General features: G+C 64.7%; 11 protein-coding genes, 1 tRNA gene and 3 rRNA genes. 11 read left to right on the top strand and 4 right to left on the bottom strand.

Going from position 1 to position 20,016, the window contains the following annotated elements; all coding sequences use genetic code 11:
- Positions 1 to 18: 18 nt before the first annotated feature.
- Together ACXJJ3_RS27345 and ACXJJ3_RS27350 are read right to left on the bottom strand one after the other, a co-directional pair.
- The gene (locus ACXJJ3_RS27345; protein ID WP_458164713.1) at positions 19 to 1,566 is read right to left on the bottom strand and encodes a hypothetical protein; all 1,548 of its coding nucleotides are present in this window, start codon (positions 1,564 to 1,566) and stop codon (positions 19 to 21) included.
- Between the two features lie 99 nt (positions 1,567 to 1,665).
- Complete coding sequence (locus ACXJJ3_RS27350; RefSeq protein ID WP_458164714.1) at positions 1,666 to 2,157, bottom strand: YajQ family cyclic di-GMP-binding protein; 492 nt, start codon at positions 2,155 to 2,157, stop codon at positions 1,666 to 1,668.
- Between the two features lie 82 nt (positions 2,158 to 2,239).
- Here ACXJJ3_RS27350 and ACXJJ3_RS27355 point away from each other — a divergent pair.
- The 11 genes from ACXJJ3_RS27355 (at position 2,240) to rrf (ending at position 18,812) form a co-directional block, all read left to right on the top strand.
- Positions 2,240 to 2,322, top strand: a tRNA-Tyr gene (locus tag ACXJJ3_RS27355).
- A gap of 533 nt (positions 2,323 to 2,855) precedes the next feature.
- The gene (locus ACXJJ3_RS27360; protein WP_458164715.1) at positions 2,856 to 3,815 is read left to right on the top strand and encodes a cytochrome c oxidase assembly protein; all 960 of its coding nucleotides are present in this window, start codon (positions 2,856 to 2,858) and stop codon (positions 3,813 to 3,815) included.
- A gap of 511 nt (positions 3,816 to 4,326) precedes the next feature.
- Positions 4,327 to 7,722 (top strand): phosphodiester glycosidase family protein, encoded by a 3,396-nt coding sequence (locus ACXJJ3_RS27365; protein ID WP_458164716.1) that lies wholly within the window; start codon positions 4,327 to 4,329, stop codon positions 7,720 to 7,722.
- A gap of 121 nt (positions 7,723 to 7,843) precedes the next feature.
- The gene (locus ACXJJ3_RS27370; protein ID WP_458164717.1) at positions 7,844 to 8,923 is read left to right on the top strand and encodes a hypothetical protein; all 1,080 of its coding nucleotides are present in this window, start codon (positions 7,844 to 7,846) and stop codon (positions 8,921 to 8,923) included.
- Positions 8,920 to 9,435 carry a YciI family protein gene (locus tag ACXJJ3_RS27375; RefSeq protein ID WP_458164718.1) on the top strand — a complete coding sequence of 172 codons (516 nt, stop codon included), beginning with the start codon at positions 8,920 to 8,922 and terminating at the stop codon, positions 9,433 to 9,435. The genes ACXJJ3_RS27370 and ACXJJ3_RS27375 overlap by 4 nt, the downstream gene beginning before the upstream one ends.
- A 42-nt stretch (positions 9,436 to 9,477) precedes the next feature.
- Positions 9,478 to 11,085 carry a purple acid phosphatase family protein gene (locus tag ACXJJ3_RS27380; protein WP_458164719.1) on the top strand — a complete coding sequence of 536 codons (1,608 nt, stop codon included), beginning with the start codon at positions 9,478 to 9,480 and terminating at the stop codon, positions 11,083 to 11,085.
- Positions 11,086 to 11,185: 100 nt separating this feature from the next.
- Positions 11,186 to 11,389, top strand: coding sequence for a KTSC domain-containing protein (locus ACXJJ3_RS27385; RefSeq protein WP_458164720.1), 204 nt, complete (start codon positions 11,186 to 11,188; stop codon positions 11,387 to 11,389).
- Positions 11,390 to 11,410: 21 nt separating this feature from the next.
- The gene (locus ACXJJ3_RS27390; protein WP_458164721.1) at positions 11,411 to 12,613 is read left to right on the top strand and encodes a serine hydrolase domain-containing protein; all 1,203 of its coding nucleotides are present in this window, start codon (positions 11,411 to 11,413) and stop codon (positions 12,611 to 12,613) included.
- An 837-nt stretch (positions 12,614 to 13,450) separates the two neighbouring features.
- Positions 13,451 to 14,975 (top strand): 16S ribosomal RNA (locus tag ACXJJ3_RS27395).
- Between the two features lie 476 nt (positions 14,976 to 15,451).
- Positions 15,452 to 18,570 (top strand): 23S ribosomal RNA (locus ACXJJ3_RS27400).
- A gap of 124 nt (positions 18,571 to 18,694) precedes the next feature.
- Positions 18,695 to 18,812, top strand: a 5S ribosomal RNA gene (gene rrf / locus ACXJJ3_RS27405).
- The 16S, 23S and 5S rRNA genes sit together here, the layout of an rRNA operon.
- Before the next feature lie 10 nt (positions 18,813 to 18,822).
- Here rrf and ACXJJ3_RS27410 read toward each other — a convergent pair.
- On the bottom strand, positions 18,823 to 19,518 hold the full coding sequence (locus tag ACXJJ3_RS27410; protein WP_458164722.1) for an alpha/beta fold hydrolase: 696 nt from the start codon (positions 19,516 to 19,518) through the stop codon (positions 18,823 to 18,825).
- Positions 19,515 to 19,937: a MarR family winged helix-turn-helix transcriptional regulator gene (locus ACXJJ3_RS27415; protein ID WP_458164723.1), complete on the bottom strand. Its 423-nt coding sequence runs from the start codon at positions 19,935 to 19,937 to the stop codon at positions 19,515 to 19,517. Before ACXJJ3_RS27415 ends, ACXJJ3_RS27410 begins: the two co-directional genes overlap by 4 nt.
- Positions 19,938 to 20,016: the final 79 nt, after the last annotated feature.

Genomic DNA, 20,016 nt, shown 5'->3' on the forward strand with positions numbered 1-20,016 from the left:
CGAGCGAGCCGATTACGGTCAGACGCGTGGGTCGACCGTCCGGAGTACGTTGATCAGACCCTCGATGGCCTTGAGGTCAGCGGTCTTCAGCGGATCGGTGGAGAAGTGCATCAGATCGTTGCGAATGTTCCGAACCTTCTCCAGCGATTCGAGGAACAGGCATCGGGAAAGCGGCCAGTTGAGCTTGTCGAAATCCTCATCAGCAGCCAGCAGGTACTTATAGGTACCGAGTGTGAGATCTGCGGCTGAATGGACCTTCTTCGGTTGCTTCGAGTGTGCCCTCAGCTCGTCCAGGGAGAACGACTCGTCGACACGCCGGCGCAGTCGGCGCTCGATTTCCTCGATCAGCGCGACCGGACGGGCCATGGACGCGAACTGCAGCGTCAGGTCCGCGGTGGTGACGATCCCAGTGATCTTCACGCCGTCCGTGCCACGGACGAGGACGTACCCGGCGCGATAGATCTCGTCGACCTGGGTCAGGAGGTCGGCATCGTGATCGACGATCCGTGGGATGACCGTCGCGTCGGCGAGCGTGATGTTCGGCTTCGCCAACCTTGCCTTGGCGATTGACTCCCAACTCACCGCCCGCACCGCGCCAGCCGGATCGCGAACGGCGAGCTGCGAGTAATCGTGAGTGAGCATCAAGGTGGTTGCCGCCGCCAACGTCTCCGCGGTGGTGACGCTGACGACTGCCTGGTTCGCCGCCTCCAGGTCCCCGATCCGCAGGGATACCGGCGGCAGGTCGTCGGCCGTAGGAGGTTGGTGCTCGACGTTGCCGGTCACCGAGCCGGACGAATCGTCCGGCTCCGGCTCCGTCTGGATCGGGACCAGCCGGACGACGTTCTCGATCCAACCCTCGGTGAACGGCGGATCGGTTGTCAGTCCGCGATCGGAGAGATCGGCTTCGATCATCGCGACGACGCCCGAGGTACGCCGCCCGGCCTGCCACAGGCTCAGCAGCTCACGGATCGTCAGCGCGGGTGGATCGGACTCTCCGATGGCTGCCCGGTCGAGGAGCTCGTCCCTGCTCGTCGGAGCATCCGCGGTCGTGTCGCCCTGGTCGCGTCCAGGATCCGTCCCGAATTCTGCCAGATGCGCGATCCGTCGTACGGCGTCGTACCGCTTGAGCCCGAACACGGTCAGCAATGACCCCATCGAGCTCTGCAGATCTCGCTCGACCGCCGACTTCGGCACGTCGGTACGCAGCCACTTTACCGGCCGGACGTGACGGAAGCCGGGCGCTGCCGCAGCCCGGAACTCGTAGCCACCGGAGACGGTGCCGATGGCCAGCTGATCACGGCTCTTCAGCGGAACGACGACCAGATCGCCGATCTGGATGCGAGACATGAACCGCCACAGCTGGCCGGTCCAGTTTCCGATCACGGCGTTCCCGCGGTCGGGGTACGTCTGCTGCACGACCGAGCGAAGCTCGGGCCGTGTCTTCACTTCCGACAGATCACCGAGTTCCATCCAGCCCGCGATGGCGAGGCTCTCTGCGATCGCCGCGTCCTCGCGCTCACCGTTCCGTCCGGCGCGTACCATCCACGCCGCGTTGAAATCCCCCACACCGCCCCCTAGCGCCCTTGCGGACAGTGATATCAGTCGCTACTCGTCATGGCAACGGGTAGCGACTGAGCGATCACATGGCGAACTACGTCGAGGACGTCAGCGGTAGTTCACGAACTGAACGGCGAAGTCGTAGTCCTGCCCCTTGATCAACGCCTGGACCGCCTGCAGGTCGTCGCGGCTCTTGCTCGACACCCGCAGCTCGTCGCCCTGGATCTGCGCCTTCACACCCTTCGGGCCCTCGTCGCGGATCAGCTTCGAGATCTTCTTCGCGTTCTCCTGGGTGATGCCCGCGTCGATCGTCGCATTGATCTTGTAGATCTTCCCGGACAGCTTCGGCTCCTCGGCCTCCAGCCCCTTGAGCGAGATCTGCCGCTTCACCAGCTTGTCCTTGAACACGTCCAGAACAGCACTCACCCGCTCCTCGGTGTTCGCCTGCATGTCGATCGACTCCCCGGACCACTTGATCCCGGCATCCACGTTCTTGAAGTCGAACCGCTGGCTGATCTCCTTCGCCGCCTGGTTGACGGCGTTGTCCACCTCCTGGTGATCCACCTTGTTCACGATGTCGAAGGAGGACTCCGAAGCCATGACCACTACCTTTCCGATTTGCTGTCAGGGGCACTGTCTGTTGTATCGTCTCCCACGCCGGTTCACGAACCGGCAGCACCCCGGCGGGTTGCCCGAGCGGCCAAAGGGAGCAGACTGTAAATCTGTCGGCGTATGCCTACGCAGGTTCGAACCCTGCACCCGCCACGAAGGCGATGGGCGACGTGTGTCGCGAAGCGTTTCGCTTCGCTGACCACGTCGCCTTCGTCATTTGTGCGGCTTCGCTGCGCTCGCCGCGAGCGGGGGCTCCGCCACCCGCACCCCCTGCGCCTTCGCTTCGCTCGGCGGCTGGGGTTGGGCCCGCCGGTTAACTCACCACCTGTGCTCGGGTCGGCCGGTTCACTCACCACCTGTGCCCGGGCCTGCCGGTCAACGCACCAGCTGTGCCGGGCCTGTCGGTTCACTCACCAGCCGTGCTCGGGCCTGCCGGTTCACTCACCACCTGTGCTCGGGGTGCGGCGGTAGCTCGCCAGCGGTGCTTGGGGTCTGTCGGTTAGCTCATCAGTCGTGCTCGGGTCTGTCGGTTAGCTCGCCAGCTGTGTTCGGGGCGGCTGGTTCGCTTGCCGCTTGTGTGTGGAGGGTGTGGTCGGGGGCCGTCGGTTTGGTGGTGGTGGCTGAGGGGTGGCTGAGATTGGTGGGGTGGTGGGATGGGGAGCGGGGGTGGTGGCTAGCTTGAAGGTGTGCGTGCTGAAGGCTTGGTGGCTCCGTTGACGGTGGGGAATGCACTGGGGGCTTGGACGCTTGATGTGCCGGTGCTCGTCGGGGTACTGGTCGTGGGCGCGGCGTACCTCGCGGGGGTTCGGCGGGTACGCCGGATGGGCGAGGCGTGGGCGTGGTGGCGCACCTTGGTGTTCTTCGGCGCGGGCCTGGGGAGCGTCGTCGTACTGACCATGTCCTTCCTCGGGACCTACGACCGCGTGCTCTTCTGGCCGTACGCCGTCCAAAACGTCCTCCTCCTCGCGCTGACCCCGGTCCTGCTCGCGTTCGGCGGCCCGGTGCAGCTGATCGCGCGGAACTTCCCCTCGGCCAGCGCGGGCCGGCTGGTGCGGGTGCTCACGTTCCCCGCGGTCAGCACGTTGCTCGGCGCGGCCCTGCTGCCGCTCGTCTACTTCACGCCGTACTACGAAGCCGTCCTCCAGAACGGCGTACTCCACCAGCTACTCCGGCTCCAGCTAATCGTCGCGGGCTGCCTGTTCTTCTGGCCGATGCTCGGCGGGGAGTCGCTGCCGGCGTGGTGTACGCCGCCGGTGCGGGTGGCGATCGGATTCCTCGACGGGCTGCTGGACGCGTTGCCCGGGATCTTGATCATGACAAGCCCCGGCACGCTCGCCGCGACGTACTACCTGTCCGTCCGCCACGGGTGGGGCCCGACGCCGCACCAGGACCAGCGGTTCGGCGGCGGGTTGATGCTCACCTTGGCCGAGATGGTCGGCCTGCCGTTCCTCGCCGGCCAGCTGCTCGCCTGGATCCGCGCGGACCGAGCCGAAGCCGCCGCGGTGGACCGCCGCCTCGATCGAATGGTCGCCGAACGCGCCGCCGCCGGCGAGCAGGAACCCGAACTGATGCGCCCCTGGTGGGAGACCGACCCAGGCCAACTCGCCAACAGATTCCGCCCGAACCACACCGACCCCGACAACTGACCCGACCCGACCCGACCACCCACCGCGCCGCTCACCGCGCCGCTCACCGCGCCGCTCACCGCGCCGCTCACCGCGCCGCTCACCGCGCCGCTCACCGCGCCGCTCACCGCGCCGCTCACCGCGCCGCTCACCGCGCCGCTCACCGCGCCGCCCACCCGCCGTGCGCCGCTCACCTTCCGCGCCGCTCACCGGCGCACGCCGTCTACCCGCCGCGCACCACCCACCACCGCGCACCACCCACCACCGCGCACCACCCACCACCGTGGCCCTCGTACAACGGGTCGCGGGGGCTTGGCTGCTCGACCACGTCGGGTGATTGCTGGGTGCAGATCACGCGAGTACTCCGCGTTGCCTGGGCGGTAAGACGTCTACGGGTTGATGGTGGCAGGTCGTCAGCGGTTTACCGGGATGTTGTCGGCTCGGGGAACGGTCGGTGGTTGCGCCGCCTCTGGGTGCGGTGTGGCTGGGTTGGGTGACCGGTCTGGGATCGTGCAGAAAGTACGGGTCGACGATGAAGGCTCATCGCTTGACGGCGGGGATAGCGGTGGTGGCGGCCGCGGGGGTTGTGTGGTCGTTGCCGGCAGTGGGGTACGCCGATGATCATCCGGTGGCGGGGCTCGCCCTGGTGGATACGACCGAGACGGTCGGGCCTGGGATCTCGCTCAACCATGTGAAGAGCGTCGACCAGCGCGGCTGGGTCGACGCGCAGTACCTGACCATCAACCTGGCGGACAAGGCGGTGAGTACCGACCTGCTGACCTCCGGGCCGGTCGCGTCGGGCGGTCCGCTCAGCGCGGCGGCCAACAAGGCCGGTGCGGTGGCGGGGGTCAACGGGGAGTTCTTCGACATCGGGAACAGCAACGCCGCGCTGGGCGGTGAGGTGCAGAACGGCCAGCTGCTGAAGTCGGCCGACGCGTCGGGACGCCAGCACGTCGGCGTGAGCAAGGACGGGATCGCGCAGCTCGTCGACCTCGCGGTGGATTCGACCGCGACGTTCTCCGGTACTGACCACAAGGTGCTGACGATCAACGCGGCGAACGGCGGCGGCGTCCCGGCGAACGGGCTGGTCGCGTACACCCCGATCTGGGGCACGTACAGCCGTGCCCGCGGTTTCGCGAACGCCGATGTCGCCGAGGTGCTGGTCCAGGACGGCAAGGTCGTCTCGGTGAACGCCACCGGCGCGGGCGCGGGGGAAATTCCCGAAAACGCTTTCTACCTGGTCGGACGGGATGTTTCAGCGACGGCGATCCGCGCTCTCCAGCCGGGTGACGCCGTCACGCTGCACTACGCACTCGCGAACGACGTCGCGAAGTCGATGAAGTTCGCGCTCGGTCAGGGCGGGACGATCGTCAAGGACGGCAAGGCGGTGCCGGGCCTCGACAAGTCGATCGCGCCGCGGACCGCGCTCGGGTTCAAGGACGGCGGCCGGACCCTGGTACTGGCGACCTGGGACGGCCCGGGTGGTACCGGCAAGGGCGGCGTCGGCATCGACCGGGAGGCGCAGGACCTGGCCGACCGCGGGATCCAGACCGCCGTGAACCTCGACGGCGGCGGCTCGACGACGATGGTCGCGCGCGGTCTCGGCGAGGACGGTACGACGGTACGGAACAACCCGTCGGACGGTCAGGAGCGCAACGACCCGAACGGCGTCGGTGTCTTCGTCGGCAAGGGCGACGGCAAGGTGCACCAGGTACTCGTGAAGCCGGCCGCCGGCCAGGCGGCTGCGGACGGTGGCGTGAAGGTCTTCCCGAGGATGCACCGCACGCTCACCGCCAAGGCTGTCGACGACCACCTGACACCGGTTGCCGTGCGCAACCTTGTGTGGAAGGCCAAGGGCGGCAACGTGAAGGACGGCACGGTGACCGCGCCGGGCCATGGAAAGATCACGGTTTCCGCATTTTCCGGAAAGTTTCTGGGCACGCAGCGCGTGGATGTACTCGGCCCGCTGCAGAGCCTCGAGCCCTCGACCGAACGCCTCTCGATTCCCGACGCGACGCCCGCGAACGCCGTCACCGTCGGCATCACCGGCCGCGACGGCCAGGGCTACACCGCCCCGATCGACCCGCGGGACCTGAAGCTCGACTACGACCGCGCCGTCGTCGACGTCCAGGCGGCGGACGGAAAGCTGAAGATCACGCCGCTGACCAACGCCGGCACGATCCTCACGATCTCGGCCGCGGGCCGCGAGGTGAAGCTGCCGATCACGGTCGGCGTCGAGACCAAGGTCGTGTACGACTTCGACGACGACGTCCTCGCGCGCTGGAACAACAACAGCACGGCGGCCACCACCCGCTCGGCCGACCCGGACGGTCTGCGCATCGACTTCCCTGCGATGCGGAACGTCGGGATCTCGGCGAACGGCGCCGCGAACCGGATCCAGGTACCCGGCCAGCCGCTGCGGCTCCGGCTCCGGATCAAGTCGAGCATCGATGTACCGAGCGGTCTCGACTACGTCGGCCTGTACGACGGCAACGGCAAGGCGCTCGGCCTGTACGGGACCGGCCTGAAGGCGTCCCCGGACTACCAGAACGTCACCTGGACGCTGCCCGCGAACACGGTGTACCCGGTGTCGATCTCGTCGTACCAGGGCATCAACACCGCGGTCGCGCAGCAGAAGGCCGGCACGTTCGTCCTAGACCGGTTCGAGGCCGACGTACCGACGTCGATCGACCTGCCGAAGCAGCCGGACCTGGTCGCCGACCCGCTCGTGTCCGCCGACGGCACGCTGAACACGGGCACGTTCAAGTTCGCGACGCTGTCCGACGTCCAGTTCACCGCCGACAACCCGGCGCTGTCGCAGGTCGCCACCGCGGCGCTCGCCCGGATCCGGAAAACGCGGCCCGACCTGGTCGTACTGAACGGCGATATCACCGACCGCGGTCTTCCGCAGGACCTGTCGCTCGCGCGCAAGGTGCTGACCGACGCGGGCTGCGACCTGATCCCGGTCGGCAAGGAGCCGGCGCCGAACAGTACGCCGAAGGGCGACACGGTCCCGTGCTACTACGTGCCGGGCAACCACGAGTCGTACGGCCTGAACAACACCCAGTCGGATCTGACGAACTTCACCAACGAGTTCGGGCAGCCGTACCGGACGTTCGACCACAAGGGAACGCGCTTCGTCCTGCTGGCGAGCGCACTCGGCACGCTGCGTACGTCCGCGTGGGACCAGTTGCCGATGCTCGAGCAGGCCCTCGACGGCGCCGCGAAGGACCGCTCGATCCACAACGTGATGGTGTTCGCGCATCACCCGGTCGACGACCCGGAGGAGACGAAGTCGAGCCAGCTCGGCGACCGGGACGAGGTCGCGCTGATCGAGAAGATGCTGACGAACTTCCGCAACAGCACCGACAAGGGTGCCGCGATGGTCGGCTCGCACGCACAGGTCGCCAACGTGCACCGGGTCGAGGGCGTCCCGTACACGGTGCTCCCGTCGTCCGGCAAGGACCCGTACGGCACCCCGGACCGCGGCGGGTTCACCGGCTGGGTCGACTGGTCCGTCGACGCCCGCCGTACCGCCGGCCAGCAGTGGCTCGAGGCCGACGTCCGGGCGTTCGCGGAAACCATCAAGCTGGACTTTCCGAAAACGCTGTCCGCCGGTAAGGCTGTGCAGCTGAACGGCAGCATCGTGCAGCCCGAAGGCGTCGGCCCCGGTACCCGCGTGGTGCCGCTGCGCTACCCGATGTCGGTGCACTGGACCGGCTCGCGGAACCTCGCGATCGGCGGCACGCTCGACCAGGCCCGGCGCACCGGCAAGATCGCCGTACTGGACCCGGCGACCCGCACGCTGACCGCGATCCGCCCCGGCACCGTGACGGTCTCGGTGACGAACGACTCGATGCGCGCCTACACCGGCGACGCCTCGCTCGCCCCGGTCACCGCCTCGGCCGCCATCACGGTCGGTCGCTAGGACGGAAACCTTGTTCCGGGCCGGCGGAAACGCCGGCCCGGAACGATGGGGAATAGGCTCGGTTCGGGCGGGAGTTGAAAGCTGGGCCGGAGTAACTGAGCGTGTCTGAGCGAGGAGAGCGATGAAACCCACCGAATTCGTGAAGGTGAACGGCCAGTTCTGGGGGGAGCACCTGAAGGGGGTTGCCGGGCATCTGCCGGTCAGCCACCGGACGGAGCTGCCGGGGCCGATGCTGTTCCCGCGGATGATGGTGCTGACCGAGACGCCGGACTGGAACATCCTCGAGCTGGTCGGGCTGAGCCGGGAGTACCGGACGCTCGAGGTCCGGCGGCAGAAGCTGGGCAGCGTCGAGGAGTACTTCGGCGTCGGTGACGGCGACGCGGTGATGTCGCTGCCGGGGGAGAACCTGTTCAAGGACGCGACGATCGCGACCACGGCCGGGCGGCAGGCGCTGGACGAGCGGTTCCCGACCGCGGCGAACGTGCTCGGCGAGGTGTACGCCGGTCCCGGGGACGAGCTGCTGCGGTTCGAGCCGGGCAACTACTCGACGTTCGACCGGACGCTGCTCGTGCACACCGCGGGCGACTCGCTGCGGGCGCACTGGGTGAACTTCGCGATCGCGATCCACCGCTCGGAGCCGGCCGGCAAGTACCTCGATTTCCTGCAGACGTACTCGAACGCGCGCCCGCACCTCGACCCGATCGGCACCCTCAGCCTCCCGGTCGACCCCGCCGTACTGAAGGCCGATGCCTTCGAGAGCACGTACCTCGCGCACGGTCTGCAGGACAGCACCGTTGACGAGTTCCTCGGAAAGCACGAGGAGATCCTGCTGTCGGTGTTCGGCGCGACCAAGCTGATCCGTGAGCCCGCGCTCGGCGACCTGCACCCGGACTTCATCCTGGAGCGCGCGGACGGCAGCCACGTCGTCGGGCGGCTCGAGCTCCCGGTCGTTGACACGACCAACGGTAAGAAGCGGCGGCGCGTGTTCCGGAAACCCGTGCAGGAAAGCGCTGTCGAGCTGGCGAAGTACGCCGAGTACCTCAAGGCCGCGGACAACCGGGCGCAGGTGAAGTCGAAGTACGACGTCGACGTGACCGATCCGCGGCTGTTGCTGATCGTCCCGTCGCACGAAACCGTGATGCCGTTCGTCGGCGTCGAGATGGTCGACTACGACACGATCCTGCGCCTGCACCTGTCGTGACGCAGTACTTCGTCTACGGCCGCGATCGGGCCGGAGCCGGTGTCAAGGCTGCGCTGACCGAGGACCACTGGGCCTTCATGGACGGGTACGCCGCGGAGCTGATCGCCCGCGGCCCGACCCTGACCGCGGACCGGGAGGCCTCGACCGGCAGCCTGCACATCGTCGACCTGCCGTCCGCGGCGGCGCTGCAGACCTTCGTGTACGACGAGCCGTACTATCTCGGCGGCGCGTTCGAGACGGTCGAGGTGTACCGCTTCGAGAACCGCACCGGCCGCACGATGTGGGAGTTCACGACCGCGGTCGACGGCTACAACCGGTACCTCGTCCGCACCGAGGATGCGGCGCGGACGATCACGTCGGACCACCTGATCGTGTACGGCGACCTGCTCGACGGTGACGTCCACGTCGGGCGGGCCGGGCTGCTGGAGGCGCCGTCGGAGGACGCCGCGCGGGCGTTGATCGAGGCGGCGGATGCCGAAGTACATCCCTGGGAGTTCGGCGGCAGGCGGTAGCGAGTTGGTTTGGGCGTCACCTCCGGCGCCCAGCGTGGGGTGGTGATCGATGACGAAGAGCTGTTCGAGTCGCACTTCTCACGGCGCGGGTTCCTCGCGTCTGCAACCGTCGTCACCGCCGGGTCGCTGCTGACCTCGACCGACACCGCCCAGGCCGCTCCGGCCGCGCAGATCCCACAGGCCGCGGTACAGCCGGCCGCCGACCCGGTCACCACTCCTCGGGTCGGCGGGCTGCACCTGCAGTTCGGCCCGGACGCGGCGACCGAGGTCGTCGTCTCCTGGCACACCCGCCAGCCGGTCCGCCGCGCGCGGGTCCTGCTCGGTACGCCGGACGGCGAGTTCGAGCGGACCGTGACCGCGACCGGTACGAGTTACACCGACGCCAAGTCCGGGCAGGTCGTGTACGTCCAGCACGCCCGGATCAGTCGGCTACGCCCGGCCGGCGAGTACGTCTACGCCGCCGTTCACGACGGCGCAGAAACCGTTTTCGGAAATTTCCGAACGGCGCCGAAGGGCCGGGCGGCGTTCACGTTCACGAGCTTCGGGGACCAGGGCACGCCGACGCTGGGCAAGCGGTACGTGCCGCCGGCCGGCGTCACGATCCCGAACCCGCCGTACGTCAACGACAACCTCGGCTCGCCGGCCGCCGGTGACGTGACGGCCGGGGTGGAGCGGGTCCGCCCGCTGTTCCACCTGTTCAACGGGGACCTCTGCTACGCGAACCTGGCCGACGACCGGGTCCGGACCTGGAACGACTTCTGGGAGAACAACTCCCGCAGCGCCCGCAACCGCCCGTGGATGCCGTCGGCCGGCAACCACGAGAACGAGCTCGGCAACGGCCCGATCGGATACGAGGCGTACCAGACGTACTTCGCGCTGCCTCGGCAGCCCGGGCAGACGGACGTGACGCGCGGTCTCTGGTATGCGTTCACTGTCGGCTCGGTCCGCGTGATCAGCCTGGCGAACGACGACGTCTGCTACCAGGACGGCGGAAACAGCTATGTTCGCGGATATTCCGGCGGTGCGCAGAAGGCCTGGCTGGAGAAGGAGCTCAAGGCGACCAGCGCGAACCGGGACATCGACTGGATCGTGGTCTGCATGCACCAGGTCGTGGTGAGCAGCGCCGACCAGGCAAACGGTGCGGACCTCGGCATCCGCCAGGAATGGGTGCCGCTGTTCGACCGGTACGGCGTCGACCTGGTGGTGTGCGGGCACGAGCATCACTACGAGCGTTCGCACCCGATCCGCGGCCAGCAGCCGAACCCGACGCTGACCCCGATCCCGACCGCGACCCGTACCGATCTCGTCGACACGTCGAAGGGCACCGTGCACATGGTGATCGGCGGCGGCGGTACGTCGGTCGGCTCCAACGGCGTGCTGTTCAACCCGCCGAAGTGCCGGGTGATCACGTCCGTCGGCGCCCCCGACCCGACCACCGGCAAGCGTCCGCCGGTGTACGTCACGGAGCCCGCCCCGTGGTCGGCGAGCCGCAACGCCGCCCACCCGTACGGCTTCGCCGCCTTCACCGTGGACCCCGGCCACCCCGGCGGCGCCACGACGATGCAGGTCAAGTACTACGACGTGCTCGGGCCCGGCGGCGACCTGCGCGAGTTCGAGTCGTTCACGCTGCAGCGTCCGCGGCGCGGCTGATCCCGCTCGGGCGGCGCGCCGTCGGACGCGCCGCCCGACCCCATCGGCCCCGGCGACCCGGCAGACTGAAGGCTGACGCGACCGCGGAAGGAGCCGTCGGATGAGGCGACGCCCGGTGAATTCGTCGAGCGTCCGATCGATCGGATGGTCCGACGGCACGCTGGAGCTCGAGTACGTGAACGGCTACGTCTACCAGTACCTCGACGTGCCGCAACCGACATACGCGGCGCTGATGGCGGCGTCGAGCATCGGGGCCTACGTCAACGAACACATCAAGCCGTACTACGAGTTCCGCGAACTCTGACAGGCTGCTTCGGGAGGCGCGATGACGACGCTGCGGGACTGGATCGAGGCCGACCTCGTACCCGGTGCGAGCTGGGTCGTGTTCGACGGCGGCGCGGTGGCCGAGATCGGTACGGCGGGTGTGGCCGAGGCGGGTAGCGCACGTGCGGTGACGCCGGCGACGCTGTTCCAGGCGGCGTCGATCAGCAAACCGGTCGCCGTACTGGCGATGCTCAGGCTCGTCGACCGCGGGCTGCTCGACCTCGACGAGGACGTGAACCGCAAGCTGAAGTCCTGGCAGGTGCCCCCGACCGGGCTGACCGTTTCCGGCTTCCCCGGGTACCGGCGCGACGTGAAGCTGCCGGCAACGGTGCAGATCCTGGACGGTACGCGGCCGGCCACGAACATCGGCGTACGCGTAGATCTCGTACCGGGCACACAGTTCCGGTACTCCGGTGGTGGGACGACGGTGCTCCAGCAGCTCCTCGAAGACGTCACGGGGACGCCCTTCCGCGAGCTGATGCAAGAGCTCGTCCTGCAGCCGCTCGGGATGTCCAACAGCGACTACGCGCAACCGCTGCCGCTGGCGCTGCATGGGAGTGCGGCCAGCGGGCACGACGACCCAGGGCGACCGTTGGACGGCAAGTGGGACGTATACCCGCAGCTTGCCGCCGCCGGACTGTGGACGACGCCGACGGACCTCGCGAAGTTCGCCATCGGGGTGCAACGCGCGTACGCCGGTGCAGAAGGCGCACTGCTGCCGCCTGGGATCGCCAGGGAGATGCTGACTCCGCAGATCGAGGCAACCGAGCGGATCGGCGGCCTGAACCACCTGGGGCTCGGGTTCTTCCTTGACGAGTCCGGAACGCGCTACGGGCACAGTGGCGGGAATGCGGGGTTCTGTTGCCACCTCCTGGCGTACCGCGACGCGCGACAGGGTGCTGTGGTGATGACCAACGGTGACTCGGGCATGTGGGTCGTCCTGCGTACGTTCGCGGCGATCGCGGCCGCGCGTGGATGGGCTGGGTACCCGGCTGAGCTCGAGGAGCCCGATCTGCCGACGGCTGAGCTGCTGGACGAGCTCACGGGCGCCTATCGGCTGCCTAGCGGAGTACGGCTCACGGTGCGCCCGTGGGACAGGGGGCTTGGCATCACGTTCCCCGGACAGGCGCCGCTGCAGTTCCGCGCCTTGTCGGCCGATCGGTACGCCGCGGCCGGGTGTCGACGCGCAGTTCGAGGTCCGTGACCGGGGACTGGTGTTCCTGCAGGGCGGCGCCGAGTACGGGTGCGTCCGGGAATAGCTCCTGGGGGAGTGCGGTTACACCTCATGCCGTCCGGTTCATGACCCCGGGCCTCAACCTAAGCCGCTCCGAGCGGCCACTCGCCGAGAGGCGTCTGCTGGACGGTGCTGTACGTGACGAGGTGGGAGCTGGTTCGCCGGCTCCCACGTCGTCGTCCCACCCGGCGCGAAAACCACTTGTGCGGGTGCGGCATGATGGAAGTGTCGCTCGTGGAGACGCCTGGCGTTGCCCGAGTGAGTGGAGTGACCAGAGGGACGAGCACTGCTTCCCTCGACGTCGGGAGACCGGCGGCGAGGACGGGTGCCGGGAGCCTCGGACTACGGTCCAGGACCCCGATTTGCATCCGCACCACGAAAGTCAGTAATGTTCTTCTTGTTGGACGGAAGCGCAGGACGCGAAAGCGGCCGGCCCGCCAACAAACTCCCTGAAGGTCTCGGAAGCCGAAACACGCCTCGGCGGGTTTCGGACACTGAGTCACGCAGGGAGACTGGATCGAAAAAGGCCGATTTGACCGGCTGGAAGCGAAACAGTAAAGTAAGTCGAGTTGCCCCGGAGCTTCGAACGAAAGTAAGAAGCGCGGTGTGCGCCCGATTCTTGAGAACTCAACAGCGTGCCGAAAGTCAATGCCGAAAGATGCATTAACCCCGTCTACAGGCATTCAATGTCTGTGGCGGATTCCTTTGAAATATAACGGATGACAAGCCAGTAATGGTTTTGTTTCTGATTCAAAGGATCAATCGATGTTGTCGACTCTCAGCTCTTTGAGCTGGTTGTCATATTTTTCAACGGAGAGTTTGATCCTGGCTCAGGACGAACGCTGGCGGCGTGCTTAACACATGCAAGTCGAGCGGTAAGGCCTCTTCGGGGGTACACGAGCGGCGAACGGGTGAGTAACACGTGAGCAACCTACCCTCAACTTTGGGATAAGCCTCGGAAACGGGGTCTAATACCGGATAATACTGACCGTCTCATGGTGGTTGGTTGAAAGTTCTGGCGGTTGGGGATGGGCTCGCGGCCTATCAGCTTGTTGGTGGGGTAATGGCCTACCAAGGCGTCGACGGGTAGCCGGCCTGAGAGGGCGACCGGCCACACTGGGACTGAGACACGGCCCAGACTCCTACGGGAGGCAGCAGTGGGGAATATTGCGCAATGGACGAAAGTCTGACGCAGCAACGCCGCGTGAGGGATGACGGCCTTCGGGTTGTAAACCTCTTTCAGCAGGGACGAAGCGAGAGTGACGGTACCTGCAGAAGAAGGACCGGCCAACTACGTGCCAGCAGCCGCGGTAATACGTAGGGTCCGAGCGTTGTCCGGAATTATTGGGCGTAAAGGGCTCGTAGGCGGTTCGTCACGTCGGGAGTGAAAACTCGGGGCTTAACCCCGAGCCTGCTTCCGATACGGGCAGACTAGAGGTAGGCAGGGGAGAGCGGAACTCCTGGTGTAGCGGTGGAATGCGCAGATATCAGGAAGAACACCGGTGGCGAAGGCGGCTCTCTGGGCCTTACCTGACGCTGAGGAGCGAAAGCGTGGGTAGCGAACAGGATTAGATACCCTGGTAGTCCACGCCGTAAACGTTGGGCGCTAGGTGTGGGGGACATTCCACGTCCTCCGTGCCGCAGCTAACGCATTAAGCGCCCCGCCTGGGGAGTACGGCCGCAAGGCTAAAACTCAAAGGAATTGACGGGGGCCCGCACAAGCGGCGGAGCATGCGGATTAATTCGATGCAACGCGAAGAACCTTACCTGGGTTTGACATATAGGGAAATCCTCCAGAGATGGGGGGTCCGTAAGGGTCCTATACAGGTGGTGCATGGCTGTCGTCAGCTCGTGTCGTGAGATGTTGGGTTAAGTCCCGCAACGAGCGCAACCCTCGTCCTATGTTGCCAGCACGTCCTTCGGGGTGGTGGGGACTCATAGGAGACTGCCGGGGTCAACTCGGAGGAAGGTGGGGATGACGTCAAGTCATCATGCCCCTTATGTCCAGGGCTTCACGCATGCTACAATGGCCGGTACAAAGGGCTGCGAAACTGTAAGGTGGAGCGAATCCCAAAAAGCCGGTCTCAGTTCGGATTGGGGTCTGCAACTCGACCCCATGAAGTCGGAGTCGCTAGTAATCGCAGATCAGCAACGCTGCGGTGAATACGTTCCCGGGCCTTGTACACACCGCCCGTCACGTCATGAAAGTCGGCAACACCCGAAGCCGGTGGCCTAACCCTTGTGGAGGGAGCCGTCGAAGGTGGGGCTGGCGATTAGGACGAAGTCGTAACAAGGTAGCCGTACCGGAAGGTGCGGCTGGATCACCTCCTTTCTAAGGAGCACTTGGCACTCCGCTTTGTGAGTGTCCATGTCATCACTTTCTCAGGCGAGTGTTCTGAGGGTGATGGTGCTTCGGAATGTGGAACATTGACCATTAGGCCAGGATCTTTTCTGCAATATGTTAGTACTGCTCTTCGGGGCGTGGAACGCGGACGGTGGATGGGTGATGGGTCGAGGCGCGCTGTTGGGTCCTGAGGGATCGGGCCTGGTTCGCAGGGTTTTGCCCTGGGGGTCTGGACTGTTTCTTCTGGGTCACGGTTCAACTGGGTGACTGGTTGGATGTGGTGGCTGGGGCCGGCTCTCACCAAACCGTTGGTGTGGGTGTTTTCTTCTGGGTGTGTTGTTTCCCTGGTTGGAGATGCTGACTCGATAGGTGGTGGTTCGGGGTTGGTGTTCCTGCCCGTATTTTGAGAACTGTATAGTGAACGCGAGCATCTCTTTGTAGCGTAATTTTTGCTTTTAGTTTTGTGACAAGCTACTAAGGGCAATCGGTGGATGTCTTGGTACCAAGAGCCGATGAAGGACGTTGGAGCCTGCGATAAGCCCCGGGGAGTTGGCAACCGAGCTGTGATCCGGGGGTGTCCGAATGGGGAAACCCAGCTGGCATTCTAAAGCCAGTTACCAGTGCCTGAACACATAGGGTTCTGGAGGGAACGCGGGGAAGTGAAACATCTCAGTACCCGTAGGAAGAGAAAACAATAGTGATTCCGTGAGTAGTGGCGAGCGAAAGCGGATGAGGCTAAACCGTGTGCGTGTGATAGCCGGCGTGCGTTGCGCATGTGGGGTTGTGGGAGCATTCAGACACTAATGCCGTGGTGTCGGAGAGTTATAAATCGCTGTTGAAGTCGAATCTTCTGGAATGTTGAGCCGTAGTGGGTTATAGCCCTGTAGGCGTAAGACAGTGACTCTCGAGTGTTTTCCCAAGTAGCACGGAACTCTTGAAATTCCGTGTGAATCTGGCGGGACCACCCGCTAAGCCTAAATACTTCTTGGTGACCGATAGCGGACTAGTACCGTGAGGGAAAGATGAAAAGTACCCCGGGAGGGGAGTGAAATAGTACCTGAAACCGGTTGCCTACAATCCGTCGGAGCACTTTCGGGTGTGACGGCGTGCCTTTTGAAGAATGAGCCTGCGAGTTAGTGGTGTGTGGCGAGGTTAACCCGTGTGGGGTAGCCGTAGCGAAAGCGAGTCTGAATAGGGCGTTTTAGTCGCATGCTCTAGACCCGAAGCGGAGTGATCTATCCATGGGCAGGTTGAAGCGCGGGTAAGACCGCGTGGAGGACCGAACCCACCAGGGTTGAAAACCTGGGGGATGACCTGTGGATAGGGGTGAAAGGCCAATCAAACTCCGTGATAGCTGGTTCTCCCCGAAATGCATATAGGTGCAGCGTCGTGTGTTTCTTACCGGAGGTAGAGCACTGGATGGTCTAGGGGGCTTACCGGCTTACCGAAATCAGCCAAACTCCGAATGCCGGTAAGTGAGAGCGCGGCAGTGAGACTGCGGGGGATAAGCTCCGTAGTCGAGAGGGAAACAGCCCAGATCACCAGCTAAGGCCCCTAAGCGATTGCTAAGTGGAAAAGGATGTGGAGTTGCCCAGACAACCAGGAGGTTGGCTTAGAAGCAGCCACCCTTGAAAGAGTGCGTAATAGCTCACTGGTCAAGTGATTCCGCGCCGACAATGTAGCGGGGCTCAAGCAATCCGCCGAAGCTGTGGCACTCACATATGTACTCGGCGTCTCTTTGGAGACGTCCAGGTGTGTGGGTGGGTAGGGGAGCGTCGTGCAGCGTGTGAAGCAGCCTAGTGATGGAGTTGTGGATGCTGCACGAGTGAGAATGCAGGCATGAGTAGCGAATGACGGGTGAGAAACCCGTCCGCCGGATGATCAAGGGTTCCAGGGTCAAGCTAATCTGCCCTGGGTAAGTCGGGACCTAAGGCGAGGCCGACAGGCGTAGTCGATGGACAACGGGTTGATATTCCCGTACCGGCATTAACACGACCCGACCGAACCTGCTGATGCTAAGCCTTTGAAGCTGTGATGTCTTCGGACGGATCGGTGGATTCGGTGACCCGAGGTGGTAGTAGGTGCATTGAGGAGTGACGCAGGAGGGTAGTCCAACCGCGGCGATGGTAGGCGCAAGCTGATCCGCGGGCAAGGTGGTAGGGCGAGGCATAGGCAAATCCGTGTCTCATATAGCCTGAGAGCCGAGGCGGACCCGTTTAGGGGAAGTGGATGATCCCATGCTGCCGAGAAAAACTTCGCAGTGAGTGTTAGAGCCGCCCGTACCCCAAACCGACACAGGTGATCAGGTAGAGAATACCAAGGCGATCGAGTGAACCATGGTTAAGGAACTCGGCAAAATGCCCCCGTAACTTCGGGAGAAGGGGGACCGGATCCGTGACACCATTTGCTGGTGGTAGCGGTGATGGTCGCAGAGACCAGGCCCAAGCGACTGTTTACTAAAAACACAGGTCCGTGCGAAGAAGTAATTCGATGTATACGGACTGACGCCTGCCCGGTGCTGGAACGTTAAGGGGACAGGTTAGCTGGTTTTGGCCGGCGAAGCTTTGAACTTAAGCGCCAGTAAACGGCGGTGGTAACTATAACCATCCTAAGGTAGCGAAATTCCTTGTCGGGTAAGTTCCGACCTGCACGAATGGCGTAACGACTTGGGCGCTGTCTCAACCATGGACTCGGCGAAATTGCATTACGAGTAAAGATGCTCGTTACGCGCAGCAGGACGGAAAGACCCCGGGACCTTTACTACAACTTGGTATTGGTGGTCGGTACAATTTGTGTAGGATAGGTGGGAGACTGTGAAGCTCGGACGCCAGTTCGGGTGGAGTCATCGTTGAAATACCACTCTGATTGTTCTGGCTGTCTAACTTTGGTCCGTTATCCGGATCAGGGACAGTGCCTGGTGGGTAGTTTGACTGGGGCGGTCGCCTCCTAAAAGGTAACGGAGGCGCTCAAAGGTTCCCTCAGCCTGGTTGGCAATCAGGTGTTGAGTGTAAGTGCACAAGGGAGCTTGACTGTGAGACAGACATGTCGAGCAGGGACGAAAGTCGGAACTAGTGATCCGGCGGTGGCATGTGGGAGCACCGTCGCTCAACGGATAAAAGGTACCCCGGGGATAACAGGCTGATCTTCCCCAAGAGTCCATATCGACGGGATGGTTTGGCACCTCGATGTCGGCTCGTCGCATCCTGGGGCTGGAGTAGGTCCCAAGGGTTGGGCTGTTCGCCCATTAAAGCGGCACGCGAGCTGGGTTTAGAACGTCGTGAGACAGTTCGGTCCCTATCCGCTGCGCGCGCAGGAGACTTGAGAAGGGCTGCCCCTAGTACGAGAGGACCGGGGTGGACGAACCTCTGGTGTGCCAGTTGTTCCGCCAGGAGCACGGCTGGTTGGCTACGTTCGGGAGTGATAACCGCTGAAAGCATCTAAGCGGGAAGCACGCTTCAAGATGAGGTCTCCCACCGGGTTAACCGGGTAAGGCCCCCAGTAGACCACTGGGTTGATAGGCCAGAGGTGGAAGCGCCGTAAGGTGTGGAGCTGACTGGTACTAATAGGCCGAGGGCTTGTCACTCACTACAGACTACAAGCTCTGAAATTTGCGCTGTAACGATGTTCGCGTTCACTGTACGGTTCCCAGGATACGGTCAACCCCGGTCATGTGTGGCTTGTGTTGGTTGATAGTGTTCTCATAGAGTTTCGGTGGCCATAGCGTCGGGGAAACACCCAGTCTCCATTCCGAACCTGGAAGTTAAGCCCTTCAGCGCCGATGGTACTGCGACCGGGAGGTCGTGGGAGAGTAGGACGCCGCCGGACATTCACACTGTTAAGGGCCACCCCTCGGGGTGGCCCTTAACATTTCCCCAGACACCCGCGCGGCAACGCCGAGCCCAGCGGCGGTCCCGTCACCAAGACCGCAGTTGCTGTGGTTCAGTCCCTCGAACTCCAGGTATCTGACGCCGATCCCCTCCAGTACAGCCCGCTGCCGGCGGAAGCGGCGGAAGGCTGGATCGGCCGTTCCCATGTACGCCACTCGATGCCCTGGATAGCACCGGAGCTCGTGGTGCCAGTCGTACGAGCGGTATGCCCGCCAGAACTCCAACGCAGCCCGCGGTAGGCGCGGCTCCCGTTCCAGTCGGCGCATCTCCGCGTCTGTCAGCATTCCGATCGGCACAACTCCGCCCATCGCCAACGCGCCCGCGCGATCCGTGGATCGTGCGACCATCGCCGCCATACAGGCCGTCTGTGAGAACCCCCAGACACCGAACCTCTCGACCCCTTCATGGTCGAGGACGGTGAGCACCTGGTCCCCGATCGAGCCGAACTCGTAGGTACCCGGCCGGTCGCTCGCGCCGAAGCCGACCGGATGCACCTGGAAGACCCGGAACCGGTCCGACAGGAAGCCGGTGATCGCGTAGTCCGGCGGCCGGCGGTTGTTCTTGATCAGTACGAGCGCCGGCCCGGCGCCGCTCACCCGGTAGGCGATCCGGGCGCCCGCGCGGTCGACGTACCGGTAGGTCATCCCAGGATGGACTGCAGGGCGGTGGTGACGGTGCTGCGGGTCGCCGCGGGCAGCTTGGACGTGAGCGCGTTGATGCGGTCGACCACCGCGTCGTGGACCTCGTGGGCGAGCTGCAGGCCGTCCGGCGTGAGCTCGATGCGGAAGGCGCGGCGGTCGCCGGGGATCGGCGTACGGGCGACCAGGCTGCGGCGTTCGAGGCGGTCGACCATGCTGGTGAGGCTCGAGCGTTCGATGCTGAGGATCCGGCTGAGGTCGGTCATGCCCTGCGAGCCGGCGATCAGTACGCACAGCAGGCGGGCCTGTTGCGAGGTCAGGCCGAGCGGCCGGCTGGTCTCCGCGTGCAGGTCCTGCAGCAGGTGCATCGTCTGCACCAGCGCACCTGCCAGATCCGTGTCCTGCGCAGCCGTCGTCGTCGCCATGTCTCCCATGATAGTCCGCTGGGCGGATAGTTTGTGATTCGAGGTATCCGTGCTACAACTAGTTCGAACAGCAAACTAT

The organism is Kribbella sp. WER1 (assembly GCF_054189145.1).

Coding starts and splice junctions, on each gene's coding strand:
- ACXJJ3_RS27385 (WP_458164720.1), top strand. CDS start 11,186: ATGAGGCGACGCCCGGTGAATTCGTCGAGCGTCCGATCGATCGGATGG.
- ACXJJ3_RS27410 (WP_458164722.1), bottom strand. CDS start 19,518: ATGACCTACCGGTACGTCGACCGCGCGGGCGCCCGGATCGCCTACCGG.
- ACXJJ3_RS27350 (WP_458164714.1), bottom strand. CDS start 2,157: ATGGCTTCGGAGTCCTCCTTCGACATCGTGAACAAGGTGGATCACCAG.
- ACXJJ3_RS27415 (WP_458164723.1), bottom strand. CDS start 19,937: ATGGCGACGACGACGGCTGCGCAGGACACGGATCTGGCAGGTGCGCTG.
- ACXJJ3_RS27365 (WP_458164716.1), top strand. CDS start 4,327: ATGAAGGCTCATCGCTTGACGGCGGGGATAGCGGTGGTGGCGGCCGCG.
- ACXJJ3_RS27370 (WP_458164717.1), top strand. CDS start 7,844: ATGAAACCCACCGAATTCGTGAAGGTGAACGGCCAGTTCTGGGGGGAG.
- ACXJJ3_RS27390 (WP_458164721.1), top strand. CDS start 11,411: ATGACGACGCTGCGGGACTGGATCGAGGCCGACCTCGTACCCGGTGCG.